The organism is Corallococcus sp. bb12-1, from assembly GCF_026626765.1.
Taxonomy (GTDB): domain Bacteria; phylum Myxococcota; class Myxococcia; order Myxococcales; family Myxococcaceae; genus Corallococcus; species Corallococcus terminator.
This window is the reverse complement of record NZ_JAPNJZ010000021.1, coordinates 216,058-231,670: the sequence shown is the minus strand read 5'-3', so window position 1 is coordinate 231,670 and position 15,613 is coordinate 216,058. Positions and strand designations below refer to the sequence as shown.

14 protein-coding genes and 1 pseudogene are annotated in these 15,613 nt (G+C 66.8%); 4 read left to right on the top strand and 11 right to left on the bottom strand.

The genetic code is table 11. The annotated features are described in order from the left end of the window. Positions 1 to 183: 183 nt before the first annotated feature. On the bottom strand, positions 184 to 534 hold the full coding sequence (locus OV208_RS26960) for a nuclear transport factor 2 family protein (RefSeq protein ID WP_267576775.1): 351 nt from the start codon (positions 532 to 534) through the stop codon (positions 184 to 186). Positions 535 to 826: 292 nt separating this feature from the next. Here OV208_RS26960 and OV208_RS26955 point away from each other — a divergent pair, with 292 nt between their 5' ends. Further along, a complete protein-coding gene (locus tag OV208_RS26955; protein WP_267576774.1) occupies positions 827 to 2,155 on the top strand; it encodes a DUF418 domain-containing protein in 1,329 nt (442 codons plus the stop codon). Between the two features lie 214 nt (positions 2,156 to 2,369). Here OV208_RS26955 and OV208_RS26950 read toward each other — a convergent pair whose 3' ends face one another. The 3 genes from OV208_RS26950 to OV208_RS26940 form a co-directional block, all read right to left on the bottom strand. Further along, the gene (locus OV208_RS26950) at positions 2,370 to 3,008 is read right to left on the bottom strand and encodes a protein phosphatase 2C domain-containing protein (RefSeq protein ID WP_267576773.1); all 639 of its coding nucleotides are present in this window, start codon (positions 3,006 to 3,008) and stop codon (positions 2,370 to 2,372) included. Positions 3,009 to 3,217: 209 nt separating this feature from the next. After that, the gene (locus OV208_RS26945) at positions 3,218 to 4,246 is read right to left on the bottom strand and encodes a hypothetical protein (protein WP_267576772.1); all 1,029 of its coding nucleotides are present in this window, start codon (positions 4,244 to 4,246) and stop codon (positions 3,218 to 3,220) included. Between the two features lie 327 nt (positions 4,247 to 4,573). Further along, a complete protein-coding gene (locus tag OV208_RS26940; RefSeq protein WP_267576771.1) occupies positions 4,574 to 4,945 on the bottom strand; it encodes a hypothetical protein in 372 nt (123 codons plus the stop codon). A 529-nt stretch (positions 4,946 to 5,474) separates the two neighbouring features. On the opposite strand from OV208_RS26940, the gene OV208_RS26935 reads away from it, so the two are divergent. Next, a complete protein-coding gene (locus tag OV208_RS26935; protein WP_267576818.1) occupies positions 5,475 to 6,953 on the top strand; it encodes an FAD-dependent monooxygenase in 1,479 nt (492 codons plus the stop codon). Between the two features lie 591 nt (positions 6,954 to 7,544). Here OV208_RS26935 and OV208_RS26930 read toward each other — a convergent pair. Then, positions 7,545 to 8,669 (bottom strand): FAD-dependent monooxygenase, encoded by a 1,125-nt coding sequence (locus OV208_RS26930; RefSeq protein ID WP_267576770.1) that lies wholly within the window; start codon positions 8,667 to 8,669, stop codon positions 7,545 to 7,547. A gap of 140 nt (positions 8,670 to 8,809) precedes the next feature. Here OV208_RS26930 and OV208_RS26925 point away from each other — a divergent pair, with 140 nt between their 5' ends. Next, positions 8,810 to 9,430 carry a TetR/AcrR family transcriptional regulator gene (locus OV208_RS26925; protein WP_267576769.1) on the top strand — a complete coding sequence of 207 codons (621 nt, stop codon included), beginning with the start codon at positions 8,810 to 8,812 and terminating at the stop codon, positions 9,428 to 9,430. A gap of 91 nt (positions 9,431 to 9,521) precedes the next feature. Here the strand turns inward: OV208_RS26925 and OV208_RS26920 are convergent, their stop codons facing one another. The 3 genes and pseudogenes from OV208_RS26920 to OV208_RS26910 form a co-directional block, all read right to left on the bottom strand. Further along, complete coding sequence (locus OV208_RS26920; RefSeq protein ID WP_267572142.1) at positions 9,522 to 10,901, bottom strand: IS1182 family transposase; 1,380 nt, start codon at positions 10,899 to 10,901, stop codon at positions 9,522 to 9,524. A 390-nt stretch (positions 10,902 to 11,291) separates the two neighbouring features. After that, entirely contained in the window at positions 11,292 to 11,867 is a 576-nt protein-coding gene (locus OV208_RS26915; protein WP_267576768.1) for a class I SAM-dependent DNA methyltransferase, read from the bottom strand. A 44-nt stretch (positions 11,868 to 11,911) separates the two neighbouring features. Then, positions 11,912 to 12,208: pseudogene (locus OV208_RS26910) on the bottom strand (DUF2306 domain-containing protein); the annotation flags it as partial. A gap of 315 nt (positions 12,209 to 12,523) precedes the next feature. Here OV208_RS26910 and OV208_RS26905 point away from each other — a divergent pair. Beyond that, positions 12,524 to 12,889, top strand: coding sequence for a hypothetical protein (locus OV208_RS26905; RefSeq protein ID WP_267576767.1), 366 nt, complete (start codon positions 12,524 to 12,526; stop codon positions 12,887 to 12,889). Between the two features lie 177 nt (positions 12,890 to 13,066). Here OV208_RS26905 and OV208_RS26900 read toward each other — a convergent pair whose 3' ends face one another. From OV208_RS26900 to OV208_RS26890, 3 genes are all read right to left on the bottom strand, one after another. After that, on the bottom strand, positions 13,067 to 13,969 hold the full coding sequence (locus OV208_RS26900; RefSeq protein ID WP_267576766.1) for a serine hydrolase domain-containing protein: 903 nt from the start codon (positions 13,967 to 13,969) through the stop codon (positions 13,067 to 13,069). 129 nt (positions 13,970 to 14,098) lie between these two features. Next, positions 14,099 to 14,842, bottom strand: coding sequence for an RICIN domain-containing protein (locus tag OV208_RS26895; protein ID WP_267576765.1), 744 nt, complete (start codon positions 14,840 to 14,842; stop codon positions 14,099 to 14,101). Positions 14,843 to 15,026: 184 nt separating this feature from the next. Continuing rightward, positions 15,027 to 15,521 carry a DapH/DapD/GlmU-related protein gene (locus OV208_RS26890; protein WP_267576764.1) on the bottom strand — a complete coding sequence of 165 codons (495 nt, stop codon included), beginning with the start codon at positions 15,519 to 15,521 and terminating at the stop codon, positions 15,027 to 15,029. Positions 15,522 to 15,613: the final 92 nt, after the last annotated feature.

Below are 15,613 nucleotides of genomic sequence, written 5' to 3'. Positions count from 1 at the left end.
CAGCGGGCACTGGGTGGAGGAAAAACCGGCCCCAACGACAGAGCGAAGCGGGGCACCAGGCGGAACCTGCTGACAAACTCGCGCGGCATTCCCCTCGGCTTCGTGGTCGCTGGCGCCAACACGAAATGCGCGCACAGCGCACCCGCTTTTCCAAGAATACCAGAGAAACTCGTCCGGGGTCCGTCAGCGCTTCTCCAGGAGCGGGCGCGGGTCGAAGGTGACGCGAATGCGGGTGATGCGGCCGTTCTCGACGTGACTCCAGTTGGCCACCGGCACCGACGCCCGTTCGGAGGGATGGATTTCGAACCAGGTCAGCACCTCGTCCCCATCCACGAAGCGGTGCAGCACCGTCACCTGAGGCGACACCTTCCACATGCCGTTGAGAAGCCCCTTCACGCAGGCCTCAGCGCCCTCCGCCGTGCCGAGCGCGCCCACGAAGCTCACGTCGGGTGCGAGCGTGCTGCGCAACAGCGACTCGTCCTTCAGGCCCCACGCATCGAAGTACGCCTCCACCACTTCCACGGGACTCTTCACGTTCGACCTCCTGGGTGCTCGATGGCGCGACCATCCCACCGAACGACGACAGCCCTGTGTCAGGTTTGCGCAGCCGCCGCCCTTCGGCCTGACGTAGAAAGGGCCATGGCCCATGCCCCCGGCCGGGTGTTGCTCTCCGTCACCATGGTGGAGGGCGGTGAAGGACTTGCCCAGCACCGCCGAGGATGCCGAAGCCATTGAGCGCGCCCTGGACAAAGGGAGCCCGTCCTTTGTTCACGGGGAGCCAGGTCCGATGAAGCGCCAGGGTCTCCGTCAGTGTATCTCTTCAAGCATGACCCCAGCCCCTTCCGAGGTCTCGCCCCCCAGCGCCGAGGCCCGTCCCGTGGAGTCCAGCGAGCGGCTGGCGCTTCTCGACACGCTGCGCGGCTTCGCCCTGTGCGGCGTGTTCATCTCCAATGTGATGGTGTGGTTCAGCGGCAGGGTGTTCCTGCCGCGAGAGCAGGTCCTCACGGCGATGAACAGCGCGTCGCTCGCCGACACCGTCACGTGGCAGGCGTTCTCGATGCTGGTGGGCGGGAAGTTCATCACCCTCTTCTCGTTCCTCTTCGGGCTCGGCTTCGCGGTGCAGATGGGCCGCGCCGAGGCGCGAGGGGCCTCCATCACGCCGCTCTATGTCCGGCGGCTGGGGGTGATGCTGGTGATGGGGCTCGCCCACCTGTTCCTCATCTGGTACGGCGACATCCTCAGCACGTACGCGGTGCTGGGATTCGGCCTGCTCCTGTTCCGGGGGCGCTCGAACCGGACGCTGCTCATCAGCGCCCTGCTGTTCGCCCTGGGGTGGTCCGTCGTCGGCGTGGTCATCCTCAAGCTCCCGCAGTTGCTGGCGGACACGCCGGAGGCCGGCGCGGCCATCGTCAAGGCGGCCAACGAGAACTCCGCGGCCATCAAGGCGCGAACGCTGACGGCCTTCACCCACGGGAGTTGGCTGGACGCGACGAAAGCGGCCAGTTCCTTCTTCTTTCGCGACTACCTGCCGCTGCTGCTGGTCATCACGCTCCCGACGTTTGGCCGGTTCCTGTTGGGCCTGCTGGCGGGCAAGCGCCGCATCTTCCACGACGTGCCCCAGCACCTGCGGCTGTTTCGCCGGCTCCTCGGGTGGGGGCTCGTGGCCGGGGTGATTGGCAGTGGCAGCGGTCTGGTGCTGCAGCAGCTCATGTTGAAGCAGGTCTTCACCCCGGAGACGCTGCCGACGTGGGTGTCCTTCGCCGTGGCGCCGCTGCGGAACCTGGGCGAGTTGGGCTTCGCGGCCGTCTATGTGTCCGGCATCACCCTGCTCTTCCAGCGAGCCACCTGGCAGCGAGCGCTGGGCCTGCTCGCACCGGTGGGGCGCATGGCGCTGACGAACTACCTGTCACAGTCCATCATCAGCGTGCTGTTCTTCTACGGGTACGGACTGGGCTTCATCACCAAGCTGGGCCCTGCCGCGTGCGTGGCGTACTGCCTGGTCGTCTTCTGCGTCCAGGGGGTGTGGAGCCACCTGTGGCTGTCGCGGTTCCGCTTCGGCCCCGCGGAGTGGGTGTGGCGGTCGCTGACGTATGGAAAAGCCCAGCCGATGCGCCGTGATGACGCCTCGGGCCAGCGCACGCCGGCGTCGGCGTAGCGCGCGTTGTCGCGTGAAAGGGTTCAGGCGCACAGGGCCTGCGGGCGTCCAATCGCGGTTGGCGCGGCGCCACCGCTCGGGGTGACGGGCGCGGGCGCGCTGGTGCACCTGATGGCGCTGGGCCAGCAGCGCCGCTTCACGACCGAAGTGGCGGGCTTCCGGCGTGACGAGCTACTCCCTCATGGCGAACACCCTCGGGAGTGCCAGGACGGAGTCAGGGGCATGGAGCGCTCGGGCGGCACAGGACGAGCCCCACGTCATCCGGGAGCGCGCCACTCGCAAGTCGAGGCAGCGCGGCCAGCGCGAGCACTGCGGCGCCTGCGTCGGCGAGGCTCACATGCTCCTGGATGCAACGGAGGTCGACGTACTTGAACAATCCGTCTGACGCTCCGAGGAGAACACCGCCTCGCCACGCGAGCTCGAAGGTGACGGGCCGCGCCTGCCCGCTGCCGAGCAGGGGCTTGCGGTGTTGATGCTCCGTCAGCGCGGTCGATTCGCCTCCCTGGAACAGCCACAGCTCCGAGTCCCCCACGCTGGCCCCCACCACGCGCCGCCGGGTGATACAGGCGACCACGGCGGTGGTTTCACCCCCCTGTCCCGAGGCCACCTGCTCCGCGTCGCACCGCACCAGCACATCGCGCCAGGTCTCCTCGCGTTCCATGTCGGCCCCGGCGTCCACGGCGTCCTGGACGCCACGCAGCACGGCCTCCGCGGCCTCGGCGCCACGTCGTGAGTTCCCCGCCCCATCCGCCACCACGAGCACCGTCGCGTCCCCTCGCGTCAGGACCAGCACGCGGTCCGCGCCCGCCTTGCCCGCCGGTTCCACATGCCACGCCGTCTCGAAATCGCTCATAGGTCGCACTCAGGGACGACCTTCTCATGTCATCGACAGACCGTCGCGCCGTGCCGGAAGCAGCGCCGGGCCGAACCGGGTGCCCCGACCTCATCAATTCGACAGTCCACCCGTTGGACCTGCCGCATCCGTCATGGCGCGCGTTACGCCAGAGGCGGGAAGGGTTGGGGTCGGGTCCGTCCGGATGACGCGCATCGCATACGGCAGCGCTACAGGAACTCGTCCCCTCCCCCGGTCTCCGGCTCCTGTGCGGAGAGGAGGACATTCCCGGACTGCTGCTCCACGCGGAGGCCCAGGCCCATGGCCGTCAACGCCTCGAGCGCGGCGAGGGCCTCCATGACGGGCTGGACATCGGCAACCCGGGCAGGCACGGCGATGCGCTCGAGACGCGAGCCCACCCGTTCCAGCAGCGCGTGCGGGGGGAGTGCCTCGATGTATCGGCCATACAGATAGGCGAGCGCGCTCAGATGGGCGACCTCGGAGGGCGAGACGGTCGCGACACTCGTATCGAAGCGCGCCCTCACCTCCTCCACCGAAGTGTCCTGACGCCACAGGCCGAGCAGGGAGCGCAGGAAGTCCATCAACGGTTGCGACCGGGACGAGCCCATCCGGGCCGAGGCGACCTCCAGCGCCCGCTCGGCGCGTGCGGAATCGGGCTCGACGAAGAACAGCGGCAACACCTCCTCGAGGCCTGGAGTGTAAAGGGGCTCGGCGAGTTGCTCCGGCGCACCCGCGAACGAGCGCAGCGTCTCGGGTTCGAGCGGCTCACCCGCCAGCCAGCGGCACCACAACGCCTCGAGCGAGCCTGCGGCGAGCGACGCGCGGCGCAGCAGATGGGGCCGTGCCTGCTCCACGCCTCCGAACAACAAGACGGTGACCAGGTCCGCGGCGGAAGGCCCCTCGGGGAACTCGAGCGCATCCGCCCCCGTCCAGCGCGCGTACCGTTTGCGCTTCAGGTCGCGCTGGACCTCGCGCGCCACCTCGCTCCACGCGGACCAGGGCACACCGAGCGCCGCGTAGTCCGTCCGGAGGCGCTCGTCCGCAGGGGCCGAGACCTCGTTGGGGCGCTTCTTGAAGTCGGCCCGCACGCGCTTGAGTTCCTTCACGAGCGCGGGCAGCTCCTCCGCCGGACAGCCGCCGGTCAGGAGCCGGAGGTGGGAGATGGGAACGCCGTGCAACTTGAGCAGCCAGGATTTGAACGCCGACCAGGCGGGTGCGGAGAGGTGTCGGAATTCCACGGTCTGTCCTCGATCAGGCGCCAAACCCGCTCCTGTGCCTACCCAAAACCCGGTCGCTGCGTCGTGAACGAGTCAAGGCCACCATCGACAGTGCGTCAAGGCGAGTGAGCGAGGCGCGCGGAGGGCATCGTCAACTCGGCGCGTACTCCGAGGCGACAAATTTCCAGACACAGTGGGCTGACGCGCCCTCCCACGACCACGTCGCATCATCCTGCCGGTCCGAAACGAGGCCGGTATTCCTCAATCACCGTGCTCAGCAACACATGGGCACACCCACGCTCCCCCGGCGCTGCTACTCGTCGGAGGAGCGCGACAGCCCGTCCGCCGTCAGTTGCCGCGGTAGGTGGTGTCGAGGATGCCGACGCCCGCGCCTTCCACGTACAGGCCGACGCGCGTGCCCTGGGTGGCGGCCTGGGTGGCGCGCTCGAACAGGCCCAGGCGCTCGGCCTCGCTGTACTGGTAGCCAGCGGACGAGGCGCCCGAGCCCAGGTAGTAGTAATTGCCGACGAAGCTCCCTGTGCAGTTCGCCCCGGTGTTCACCTGCACGACCACGTAGCCCTGGCCGTAGAAGGCGTTGGATTGCCGGGTGTACGTCGCCGCGCAGACGTAGCCATTCACGGTGATGGGGGCCGCCAGGGCCGTGCTGGCAAACCCTACCGACATCATCACCGCCGAAACAAAGATGGCCGCTCGCTTCATGGTGTTATCCCCTTGTGCTGTGGGTTGAGGTTGAGGCCTCCGCGCCCAGGAGGGACGTGGGGCTCCGGAAAGCGTCTCTGCATTTCCGCACGCAATAACGTGCGAAACGGCATTTCCTCCTCACCTCCTGTTCGCGTTCGAGGGTGGGGAGCGGTGTGGGGCGTGCCACCGGGAAGCACGAGGGATGGCTTGGGTCGGGCCCGACTCTGTACGAGCTTCCGGAGACCTGTCTGAGTGGGCTTGCCCGGTTGTGCCTTGTGCCTACCCAAGAGGTTCGGGTTCCTGCTGTCCGCCACCCGCGAGAACTTCCGAGGCTTCGGAGAGGTAACGGAGGCGAGCACCTGGCCTCGCCACGCGCGGGGTCAGGCGTGCACGCTTTCCGGGTCCGCGACGGGCCGCTGGAGGAGCCACGGCAGCCCTCTGCGCTCTCTCCACTGCCAGCAAATGCCAGACCCCGGGTGTTGCCGCAAGCCCCCCCGGCCGTGCTCCACCCTCACCCGTTTCGATCCAGGAATGGGAGGTCCGAGTGATGCACACGGACGTGGTGACACAGCACGCGGTGGTGATTGCTGGAGGAGGCCCGACCGGGCTGATGCTGGCGGCGGAGCTGGCGTTGGCGCAGGTGGACGTGGCCATCGTCGAGCGGCGCGCCAGTCAGGAGGTCGCCGGCTCGCGCTCGCGCGGCCTGCACGCGCGCAGCCTGGAGGTGCTCGACCAGCGCGGGGTCGTCGAGCGCTTCACCTCGCAAGGGCAAGCGGTCCAGAACGTCGCGTTCGGGCAGGCGCCTCTGGACCTCAGCGACTTCCCGACGCGTCACAACCATGGGCTCGCGCTCTTGCAGGAGCGCTTCGAGCGCATCCTGGCGGAGTGGGTGGGTGAGCTGGCGGTGCCCCTCTACCGTGGGTGCGAGGTGACGGGCTTCGCGCAGGACGACACCGGCGTCGACGTCGAGCTGTCCGACGGCCGTGCGCTGCGGGCGAAGTACCTCGTCGGGTGCGACGGGGGTCGCAGCCTCGTCCGCAAGGCGGCAGGCATCGAGTTCCCGGGGTGGGACGCGTCCATCAGCTACCTCATCGCCGAGGTCGAGATGACCGAAGCGCCGGCGTTCGGCATCCGCCGGGACGAGAAGGGCACCTACGCCATGGGCAAGCTGGAGGACGGACGCGTGGGCGTCGTGCTCAGAGAGGAGAAGGTCGGCACGGGCGACGCGCCGCCCCTCGAGGGCCTGCGCGAGGGGCTCGTCGCGCTCTACGGGACGGACTACGGCCTGCGCGGCGCCACGTCCCTCTCCAGGTTCACCGACATGACACGGCAGGCGGCGTCCTACCGCAACCTGCGGGTGCTCCTGGCCGGCGACGCGGCCCACGTGCACTCACCGATGGGCGGACAGGGGCTCAACCTTGGCGTGCAGGATGCCGTGAACCTGGGGTGGAAGCTGGCCCAGGTCGCGCGCGGCGTCTCGCCGGAGAACCTGCTCGACACCTACCAGGCCGAGCGGCACCCCGTCGCGGCCCGTGCGCTGCGGAAAACCATGGCGCAGACCGCGCTGAGCCGCGGTGACGCGCGGATGGACGCCGTGCGCGAGACGCTGGCTGAGTTGCTGCGGATGGACGGGCCACGCAAGCAGTACGCGGCGATGATGTCGGGGCTGGACGTCCACTACGACCTGGGAAGCGGACACCCGCTGCTCGGGCGCCGCATGCCGGACCTCGACCTGGTCACCGCCGACGGCCCCCGGCGCGTGTTCCATCTGTTGCACGACGCGCGGCCGGTGCTGCTCAACCTGGGCGAGCCTGACACTCTCGACGTCACGCCCTGGGCGGACCGGGTTCGGAGGGTCGCTGCTCGCTACACGGGGGAGTGGGAGCTCCCGGTGCTCGGCGCCGTTACGGCGCCCGTTGCGGTCCTGATTCGACCGGACGGACACGTCGCGTGGGTCGGAGAGGGCACGGACCAGGGTCTGCGTGAGGCCCTGACCCGATGGTTCGGGCCGCCGCGTACGACGTAACGCGTTTCGCTTGCCTCAGCGGACTGCGCCCAGCAGCTCGGCAGCCGTCTGTTGCAGGATGCGGCCCCTCAGCGCCTCGGTGAACCTGTGAGCTTGCCCGGGTCCCGTGGCTCTCCCGCACTTTGTGTGGAGCGCGTCGTGGATAGAGGACCACGGAGATGGTTGCTCTGCCGCTTCCCCTCCGAGGGAGTGCCGATGCCCCAGCCAGTGAAGGGAGGGCCCGAATCCGGGATTTCCTGCGTGCATGGCCCGATTGGCGGGTTGTCGTGTCTGCCCATTCTTCCGATGGGCACCACACAAAGTGCAGGAGAGCCACAAGACCCGGGGATGCTCAAGGTGCACTCCAACGATCGGCGGGCATCGACACATGCCTTCTGTGGACACCTCACCCTCGGGAGGTTCAGATTTGCCTCTCGGCAAAGCTGTACGATTGCGGAGCACTTCATCTCATGGGTCCTCAACGCGTGGCGGCCAGCGCGAGAAATTCAAAGACGCCAACCTCGGACCTTCGGGTTCCCGGTATTCGATGCTGCGGCGCCGAGTCACGAGAGCGGGGGCGTTGGCCTTCACGTCGACCTCGCATGCGAGACCTCAGAAGGAGAAGTGGGTCTGCGCGTTCCTCGCACGGATGGCCTCTTCGGTCCTCGGAACGAGGGACTCGAGCCCGGTCCTCACGGCCTCCGCTTGGACCTGCTCGATGAACGGGCGGAAACGCTCGTTGTAAGCTTGAAACGCGAGTTCGAAGTTGCGGTCGTGCTCTCGCATCGCATCCGCCAGTGCGGCCGCTCCATCAATGGCCAACGAGCCTCCCATGCCGGCAGCGGGTGAAGGGCAGTACCCCGCATCGCCCACCAATGCGACCCGGCCTTTCGTCCAGGAAGGCATTCGTACCTGGCACAGTTTGTCGAAGTAGAAGCTCTTCGAGTTCCGCAATTCTTCGAGCAACTCCTCCGTCCTCCAGCCCACCCCGACGAACTGGTCCGCGATAATCCGTCGTTGCTCCTCCTCATCACGACGGTCGTACGGGATCTCCTTGTCGGAAGCGAACGCGAAAATGATGTCCGTGTTGTTCTTGTAAGCGTTGAGCATCACGGTCTTGCCCGGCACGTTGAACATCTGCGCGGTGTTCCGCTCGATGAGCAGCTTGTCCACGATCGTGATCGAGAAGTACTGCCCGAGAAAATAGAGGTACTGGGCTTCGTCGCCGAACCAGAGCCTCCGCACGGCGGAGTGAACACCGTCGCAGCCGAACACCAGGTCGAACGTGCGTCGTACGCCCTTGGCGAACGTGGCCTCGATGCTGTCTTTCGTCTCGCTCAGCGCGGTAATGCTGTCGTCGAAGACGACTTCAATGTGGTCCTTCACGGCGTCGAACAGCATGTTCAGCAGAACGGTTCGTTCGATCTCGAACTCCTCGTCCGAAGGTGCTTCGCCTTCACCTCTCAGCACCAACGAGCGCTCCGTGACATCGCGCTCGTTCTTCATTTCCCACCGCTGCAGGCTCAATCGGTTCGACCGGATCTGATCGAAGAGGCCCATGCGCCGGACGATGTCGACGGTGTTGCCTTTGATGTCGACGGCCGTGCCGCCCGTCCGGAGCCCGCGCGCGACCTCCACGACGGTGACCTCGTAGCCGAGGCGGCTCATCCAAAAAGCGGTCGAGAGCCCGGCGAAGCTCGCGCCGGAGATGAGGACCTTCTTTCCATTCGCGCTCATGACTTCTCCATTTGAGGGCCGCATTCTGACGGCCCTCGCCGTCAGAACATTATACTCGGTAAATGTTTTTGCACGAGATTCGTTGACCGCGTACAAAAATCCATGGCCTATGCCGGCGGCGCTTCGCTAAAATCCGGCGCATGGGTGAGCGACGCGAGAGCAAGAAGCGCGAGACCAGGCAGCGGATCTCCGATGTGGCGACGGAGCTTTTCTTCGCGCGGGGATTCGATGCGGTGACGCTCGATGAGATCGCGGCCGCTGCGAACGTCTCCAAGATGACGGTCTTCAACTACTTCGCGCGCAAGGAGGACCTCATGCTCGATCGCCAAGATGACTTGAAGCTGCTCTTCTTTCGCGAGGCGATTCGCGCGAGGCCGCAAGGGCAATCTCCGATCGCCGAACTCCGCGCTCTCATGGGCAAGTTGCGAGAGCAGAAGCATCCGTTCGCCCGCTTCGACCGCCATACGGCTGACTTCTGGCGCTTCGTCGCGGCGAGCCCGTCGCTCGAGGCGCGGCTCCGTGAACTCAACGACGAGGCGACAGAAGGGCTCGCGATCGAGCTCGCCGGTCCGAAGCCGGATGGCCTCGCGCGGCTCGCGGCCGGCATGATCGTGCTGACGGTGCGCACGGCACGCCAAGAAGCCGTCCACGTGTTCGAACGAGGAGGCTCCGCGAAGAAGGCGAACGCTGTGTTCTTCGCCTTGATCGATCAGGGCTTCGCGGCCGCTCAAGGAATGGCGGCGACCGACGCGCTCGGCTAGGAGTGTGTTGGGGTAACGGGCAAGGAGCTGGGTAACAGGCTCCTTGCTGCATCGGTGCCGCCTCGCCCGTCTGGGGCCGGCGGCACCGCCACTACACGGTGGCCTGTGCCCTATGGAGTTTCAGCAGGTTGTGGGTGAGGCAGATAAGCGCCCACTCGCCGCGCGCCTTCTTGAGCCCACGCAGCAGCAGTTGGCGGAAGCCTCGCGCCTGTTTGATTTGGCCGAAGGGCGGTTCCGCCACCGCTTTGCGTCGGGCGTACGCCTGTCGTCCTGCCTTCGTCCTCAGTCGACGCGCCATCCAATCCTTGACGCTCAGCTCGCGCGGCATTCGTCCTCGCACCGCGGGCGGCTGCACTCCGTGCTTTTGCCGCCCGACGGCCACGTACGCGGTGATGCCCATGCTTGCCGCGCGCGTGAGGTTCTCCTCGGAGAAATAGCCCGCGTCCGCCGTCGTCACCTGGGGCACCTGGCCGCAGTTCTCCACCACCTGCTCCAGCAGCGGCAAGAAGTGCTCAACGTCCGGCGGCTGGTTGGTGAGTGCCTGGGCCACGATGATTTGGTGCGCCTCGTCCACGGCGGCCTGCGCGTTGAAACCCTGGATGAAGCCATGCTGCGTCTTCTGGATTCGGCTCTCCGGGTCGGTGAAGTTGCGCTGCGCCTTGGGTTTGGGCGTGCCGTCTGCTTCGCTCTGCACCTGGTGGCCCGGTAGCGGTGTCGGGCCACTCGGCGGCTCGTCGTCTCCGTCCTGCTGCTTCTCGGCCTGCTGCTTCTCGGCCTGCCGCGCCGCCCTGGCTGCCTTCGCCTCGGCCTCCAGCTCCGCCTTGGCGGCGCGGATGCGCGCCAGCCGCGTCTCGGCTCGCTTGAGCTCCTCGGGGAGCTCGTCTCCGCGCTTCTTCTTGCCGTAGAGCTTATCCTCGGCCGCGTCCGCCGCCTCGGCCGCCTTGAGCAGCGCCGCGACCTTCTCGGCCAGCTCCTTCTCGCGTTGCTGCATCCGCTCGTAGCTCATCGCCTTATGTTTGCTGGCGTTGGCTTTCAGCTTGGTGCCGTCCAGCGCCACGTGCCCCAACTGCACCAGCCCCGCCTTCTGACAGAGCGCCAGCACCTGCACGAAGAGCCCCGCCAGCACGTCCAGGTGCTGGCGCCGGAACTCACTCACCGTGCTGTGGTCCGGGTGCTGACCCGCGGCGATGACTCGGAAGGCGATGTCCTCGTACGTCTTCTTCTCAATCTTGCGCGAGGAGGCCACCCCCACGCAGTACCCGTACAGCAGCAGCCCCACCATCATCCGCGGGTGGTGCGGCGGATAGCCCCGCAGCTCCCGCTCGTAGCGCTCCAGCAGCGGCCTCAAGTCCAGCTCCGCCACCGTGTCCAGGATGAAGTACGCCACGTGCCCGGCTGGCAGCCACTCTCGGGGCGAGGGCGGCAGCAACTCCGACTGCTCCGGCGCGTAGGGGCGGAAGGTCTTGCTCATGGGTAGGCAAAGAGCACCACGCCTCTGCCTACCTTTCAAATAGGTTCTTCCGATTACCCCGACACGCTCCTAGTACGATTTCCTCCACGACCGCGCGCCTCCCCTCGGGCCGTCGCGCATCTGATCAAGTAAAGTCAGAGCGAAGCCGGGAACGAGTTCGCGCAGTCCTTCGTTGGGCAGTCGCTCGTCCTCGACGAAGCGGCTCACTGCGTCCCGCTCTCGTCCCATGAGCTCTCAGCGGAAACCACCAGAGCTCAGTCAGGAATCACGGGTCGATTCGGGGACTGTCATCCTGCTCGACCACCCTGAAGAATTTCTTTATAGCAACCAGACGCATGATGACCCGAGGCGTGAATCAGGCCAGTGTGTCGCGGATGGCGAGAAACCGCCTTATCCAGTCTTACGCGACAGGAAGTAGACGTTCTCGCCTGGGTCCGTGTGCGTCGCTTCCAGCGTGAGCCCGTGCGCGCGCAGCAGGTCGCGATACCCGTCGACGCTGTACGAGTGATAGCGGAACGGCACGCCATTCATCGGCTCGCCGTCGATGGAGCCGTGGGCGTCGCCTGAGGTGAAGAGGAACGCGGCGCCAGGTTTCAATGCCCTCGCGATATTGGCGATCGCCTGTTCCTGCTCTTCGTGGCGCAGGTGGAACAGGACTCCCCACGCGATCGCGGCGTCGAACGTCCGCTCCTGAAGGTCACACGACTGGATGGGCGCACAGATCACCGGCACGTGGGGGAAGTTCGCTTGGAACCGCGCCAGCAGCTCGCGGGAGCTATCCACGCCCATCACGTGGCAACCGTGCCCCAGCAGCACCCGCGTTAGCGGCAGTCCCGTGCCGCAGCCGACGTCCAGCACCGAGGCACCGGCCGGAAGAGAGGCCGCGAGCGCTGTCACTTCCGGGACGCCCATGTGGCCTGCGCGTTGGGATGCATACCAGTCCGCGATCAAATCGTACTCATGCACTCGTCAGCCTCCTCTAGAAAGGGAGCATCGGAACCGAGGTCTCGTCACGAAGGCACGAGTTCGCGCGCCTGGAGCTGTCTGCGCGACATGAAATATGCCACGCCGAGGTTGGGGAGCCAGCAGAGCCAGGCGACGATTCTGTAGGCCGAGATGAAGTTACCCAGGGCGTGAGTCAGGACGGGCATCCAGAGTCTCAGCGTGACTGCCGCGAAGCAGGCGGCATCGCTTGCCATCATGGAGACTCGTGGTTCGGAGTGGGGAGCCGCAGTGCGGGAGATGAAATACCAGAAACAGCGGGCCGTGCTCCTCGGAATGAAGCGATGAAGGGCTGCGCGTGTCGGTCGATGTGCTGTGCCTACCCAAGAATCGGCCGCTGCGGCATGGGTGCGTCAAGGCCGGGTCGGCCAGTGCGCCGAGGCAAGTGAGCGGGGCGTGCGCGAGCGCGGAGTCAGCTCGGCCCATCTTGGGAAGCCCAGCAATCTCAAGGAGTTGCTGGGCTTTTCTTCTTCCCTCGGTTCCACATCTGCCCTCGATATGCCCCTCCGGCATCTCTAGCCGGGAGGGTAGCGGTCGATTTCATGCAACGGTGTCGCCCGGCTTGTCTCTTCCCGTCAGGAGGGGGCGCTCATGCCCCCATGACTCCCTGGGATGACGACATGAAGGCGACGACGCGGTACCTGGTGCTTCTCTCCATGCTGGTGGTGGGCTGTGGTGACTCGAAAGAAGACGATGTGGACGAGGACACCAACTCGTTCCCAGAGACCCTTGAGTGTGGCGACATCAGCTGCAAGCGCGCCACTCAATACTGCGCGACCGTCGTCACCGCTGTGACGAGCCATCTGTGTCTGGAGAAGAAGGCGAGCTGCAAGGGCTGCGACTGCGTAGATCTGGAAACAGACCTCACCATCCAGACCGGGAGCAAGGATTGCACCGCGACCGACAAGCAGGAGGTGTATTTCTCATGCGCCTACTATAATGATGTGGACTACATCAAGACCTCCTGCACCGTACGCGCTCGCTGAGCGCATCAGACGGAGAGGGGCACTGAAGCTGCCCCGCGAAAACGGGTCAGCTTCAACCGCCTCGCACAGCAGCCGCTGCGGAGCGGCCAGGATGCCGGAGAAACGCATTGCGGGATGGCGCTGGGGCCCGTCCGCGCAAGCTGCGCCGCGCATTCGGGCACCCGGTAGAACGCAACGCTATTTCTTGCAGGCCGTCACCGGATCGACCTTCGCCACGTCGGCGCCCCACAGGCAGACGATGCGGTCCAAAGCCAGGCCGCTGCGAGAGTTGCTGAAGAAGACAATGCCGTCACCGGATTGCGGACGCATCAAGAACCTGGCGCGGAAGCCGGCCTGGTTGCGTCCGTCGTGACCGACGGCGGTGCTGCCGTCGCTGAGGCGTTCGATGAAGTGGCCCAGGCCGTAGACCGCCTCATCGGGCGCGCGCGGCGTGCTCAGTTCCGCGGGTGTGTACATCAGGGCCAGTTGCGCCTGGGTCAGTGGATGCGCGCCGGCGGTGTTCGCCATGCTGGCAATCATCCAGCGGGCGAAGTCGCGGACGGTGGTGGTCAGGGTCGAAGGCGCCTGCTCGACGTAGTAACGCACCGGCACCGGCCTGCCATCGTCGTCGTGTCCCTGCGCTGCGCCAGCCAGCACCTCCGGCATCATGGCGACGCTGCTGTGTTTCATGCCCAGCGGCCGGAACACCAGTTCGCGCGCCAGGTCCGAATACTTGCGCCGCGTGGTCCGCTCGATGGCCAGCTGCATCAGGGTGTAGCCGCCGCCGGCGTACTGGAATTTCACACCGACCGGCGCGAACAGTTCCACCGCGCCGCGTCCATTCGTCTTGCCGGCCAGCGACTCCTCCAGGCTCGGCAGCGCCTTGAAATCGAGCCAGCCCTGATACCCGCCCAAGGTCGTGCCCGCGGTGTGCGACAGCAGGTGGCGGATCGTGATCAGGCGAGGGTCGAACTGGTTCTGCGCCAGCGGCCACGGCGACAGCACATCGACCACCGACGCATCCAACCGCACGCGCTCCTGCTCGGCCAAACGCATCGTCACCCAGCTGGCGATCGGCTTGGACAGCGAAGCGCTGTGCACCGGGCCGGTCAAGACGCCCCGGGGTAGCGGTAGGGCGCGAACTCCACGCGCGTCACGCGGTCGCTCCAACTTCGCACGAGGGGCTCCAGCCGCGCCCGGCTCACGCCCCAGGCATGGGCGGCGCCTGGGTCAGATGTCCAGCCGCCAGAGCTGGTTGTCCGCCGGCCCGTCGCGATGCATGGGGAAGGTGATGAGCCGCCCCGAGCCATCCGTCCTGCCGCCCTCGATATCCAGCACAAGGCCGTTGAGCCGGCTCTGGATGAAGTAGGTGCCGCGGACGCGACCGGGCACGAGCTGCCACACTTGATTGAGTCCACCGTGGGCCTCCCAGGTGATCACGCGGGTTCCCGCGGCCGCGTTGGCCCCCTCCACGTCGAGCACGAGCCCGTTGAGCCGGCTGCGGATGAGGTAGCCGCCTTGCGTGGGCACCAGCTCCCACATCTGGTTGTCATTGCCCTCGCGGTTGGACTTGGCCCGGAAGGCGACGAGCCCCGCGCCGGGCGCGCGGTTGCCACCCTCGATGTCGATGACGAGCCCCGCGAGCTTGCTGCGGATGGAGGTGCTGCGCTGGGGACGCGTCCCTCCCCGGCCAGGGGTCCACTCCGAACGCCCAGGGGGCGGCGCGGGGCGCGCCTCGCCCTGACACCAGCCCGCGGGGCTGCACGTGCGTGCGCCATCGCACTGCGAGGCCTCGTGGCAGCGGTTGGGCCCGGGGCGGTTGCGCGACTCGTCCCACCGGTAGTTCGGGCCCGGTCCCGCCGCCGCCGTCAGCGGCAGGAGCAGCAGCGCGAGCACTGCCCATCCCCTGCTCTTCGCGGACGAACGGCTTTCACGCGCACGACCAGCCTCGGAGCCACTGCGAACCGCGAACATGGGACTTCTCCTTTTCATTGAGGTCTCCAGCGGAGTGTCAGCTCTCGCCGCCCCCCTCGCACTGTGTCCTTCATGACGGGGACCCGGGAATTTCATTCACTTCAGCCACCAGCGCCGTGAGGAGCGCCGGCAACAGCATCCGTCGCTCACGGCCTGGTCCGATTGCCTGAAGCGCGCTCGTGCATCACCACCGTCGGCGCACGGTCGCCTTGGGGCCCGTCACCAGACTCGCTGCGGGCACGTCGTCGACGACGACCGCCCCGGCCGCGACCACGGCGTCGCGCCCGATACGGACCCCGGGCATGATCGTCGCGCCCGCGCCGATCCACACGTTCTCCGCCACGTCGATGGGTGCGCCCGTGAGGTACAGCCGCCGATCCCCCGGGTCGACCGGATGGCTGACGGTGATGAACGTGGCCTTCGGGCCGACCATCACACCTTCGCCCAGCCGAATGCCGGCGTAGTCGAGGAACGTGCAGCCCTGATTGATGAACACACGCTCGGAAAGGTCCAGATGAAGGCCGTGGTCCGTGTAGAAGGGCGGATAGATCGTGACCCTCCCCGGGAGCGGGCGGCCCAGGATCTGCTCGAACAGATTTGCCTTGCCCACCTCGTCCTCGAAAGGCAGGACGTTGAGGCGTGACGTCAGCTCGGTGACCCGCAGCACCCTCTCGCTCATCGCCGTGAACTCGGGGCTGAGAACCCTCTTCCCGCTCGCTTGGGACTCAGGGCTGTGGATGCGCATGAGACGGTCAATGGGCATTCCACGAG

What these genes read in the sequence shown, in the direction of transcription:
- OV208_RS26955 (WP_267576774.1), top strand. Translation starts at nt 827, where the DNA reads ATGACCCCAGCCCCTTCCGAGGTCTCGCCCCCCAGCGCCGAGGCCCGT.
- OV208_RS26950 (WP_267576773.1), bottom strand. Translation starts at nt 3,008, where the DNA reads ATGAGCGATTTCGAGACGGCGTGGCATGTGGAACCGGCGGGCAAGGCG.
- OV208_RS26940 (WP_267576771.1), bottom strand. Translation starts at nt 4,945, where the DNA reads ATGAAGCGAGCGGCCATCTTTGTTTCGGCGGTGATGATGTCGGTAGGG.
- OV208_RS26935 (WP_267576818.1), top strand. Translation starts at nt 5,475, where the DNA reads ATGCACACGGACGTGGTGACACAGCACGCGGTGGTGATTGCTGGAGGA.
- OV208_RS26930 (WP_267576770.1), bottom strand. Translation starts at nt 8,669, where the DNA reads ATGAGCGCGAATGGAAAGAAGGTCCTCATCTCCGGCGCGAGCTTCGCC.
- OV208_RS26925 (WP_267576769.1), top strand. Translation starts at nt 8,810, where the DNA reads ATGGGTGAGCGACGCGAGAGCAAGAAGCGCGAGACCAGGCAGCGGATC.
- OV208_RS26920 (WP_267572142.1), bottom strand. Translation starts at nt 10,901, where the DNA reads ATGAGCAAGACCTTCCGCCCCTACGCGCCGGAGCAGTCGGAGTTGCTG.
- OV208_RS26905 (WP_267576767.1), top strand. Translation starts at nt 12,524, where the DNA reads ATGAAGGCGACGACGCGGTACCTGGTGCTTCTCTCCATGCTGGTGGTG.
- OV208_RS26895 (WP_267576765.1), bottom strand. Translation starts at nt 14,842, where the DNA reads ATGTTCGCGGTTCGCAGTGGCTCCGAGGCTGGTCGTGCGCGTGAAAGC.
- OV208_RS26890 (WP_267576764.1), bottom strand. Translation starts at nt 15,521, where the DNA reads ATGAGCGAGAGGGTGCTGCGGGTCACCGAGCTGACGTCACGCCTCAAC.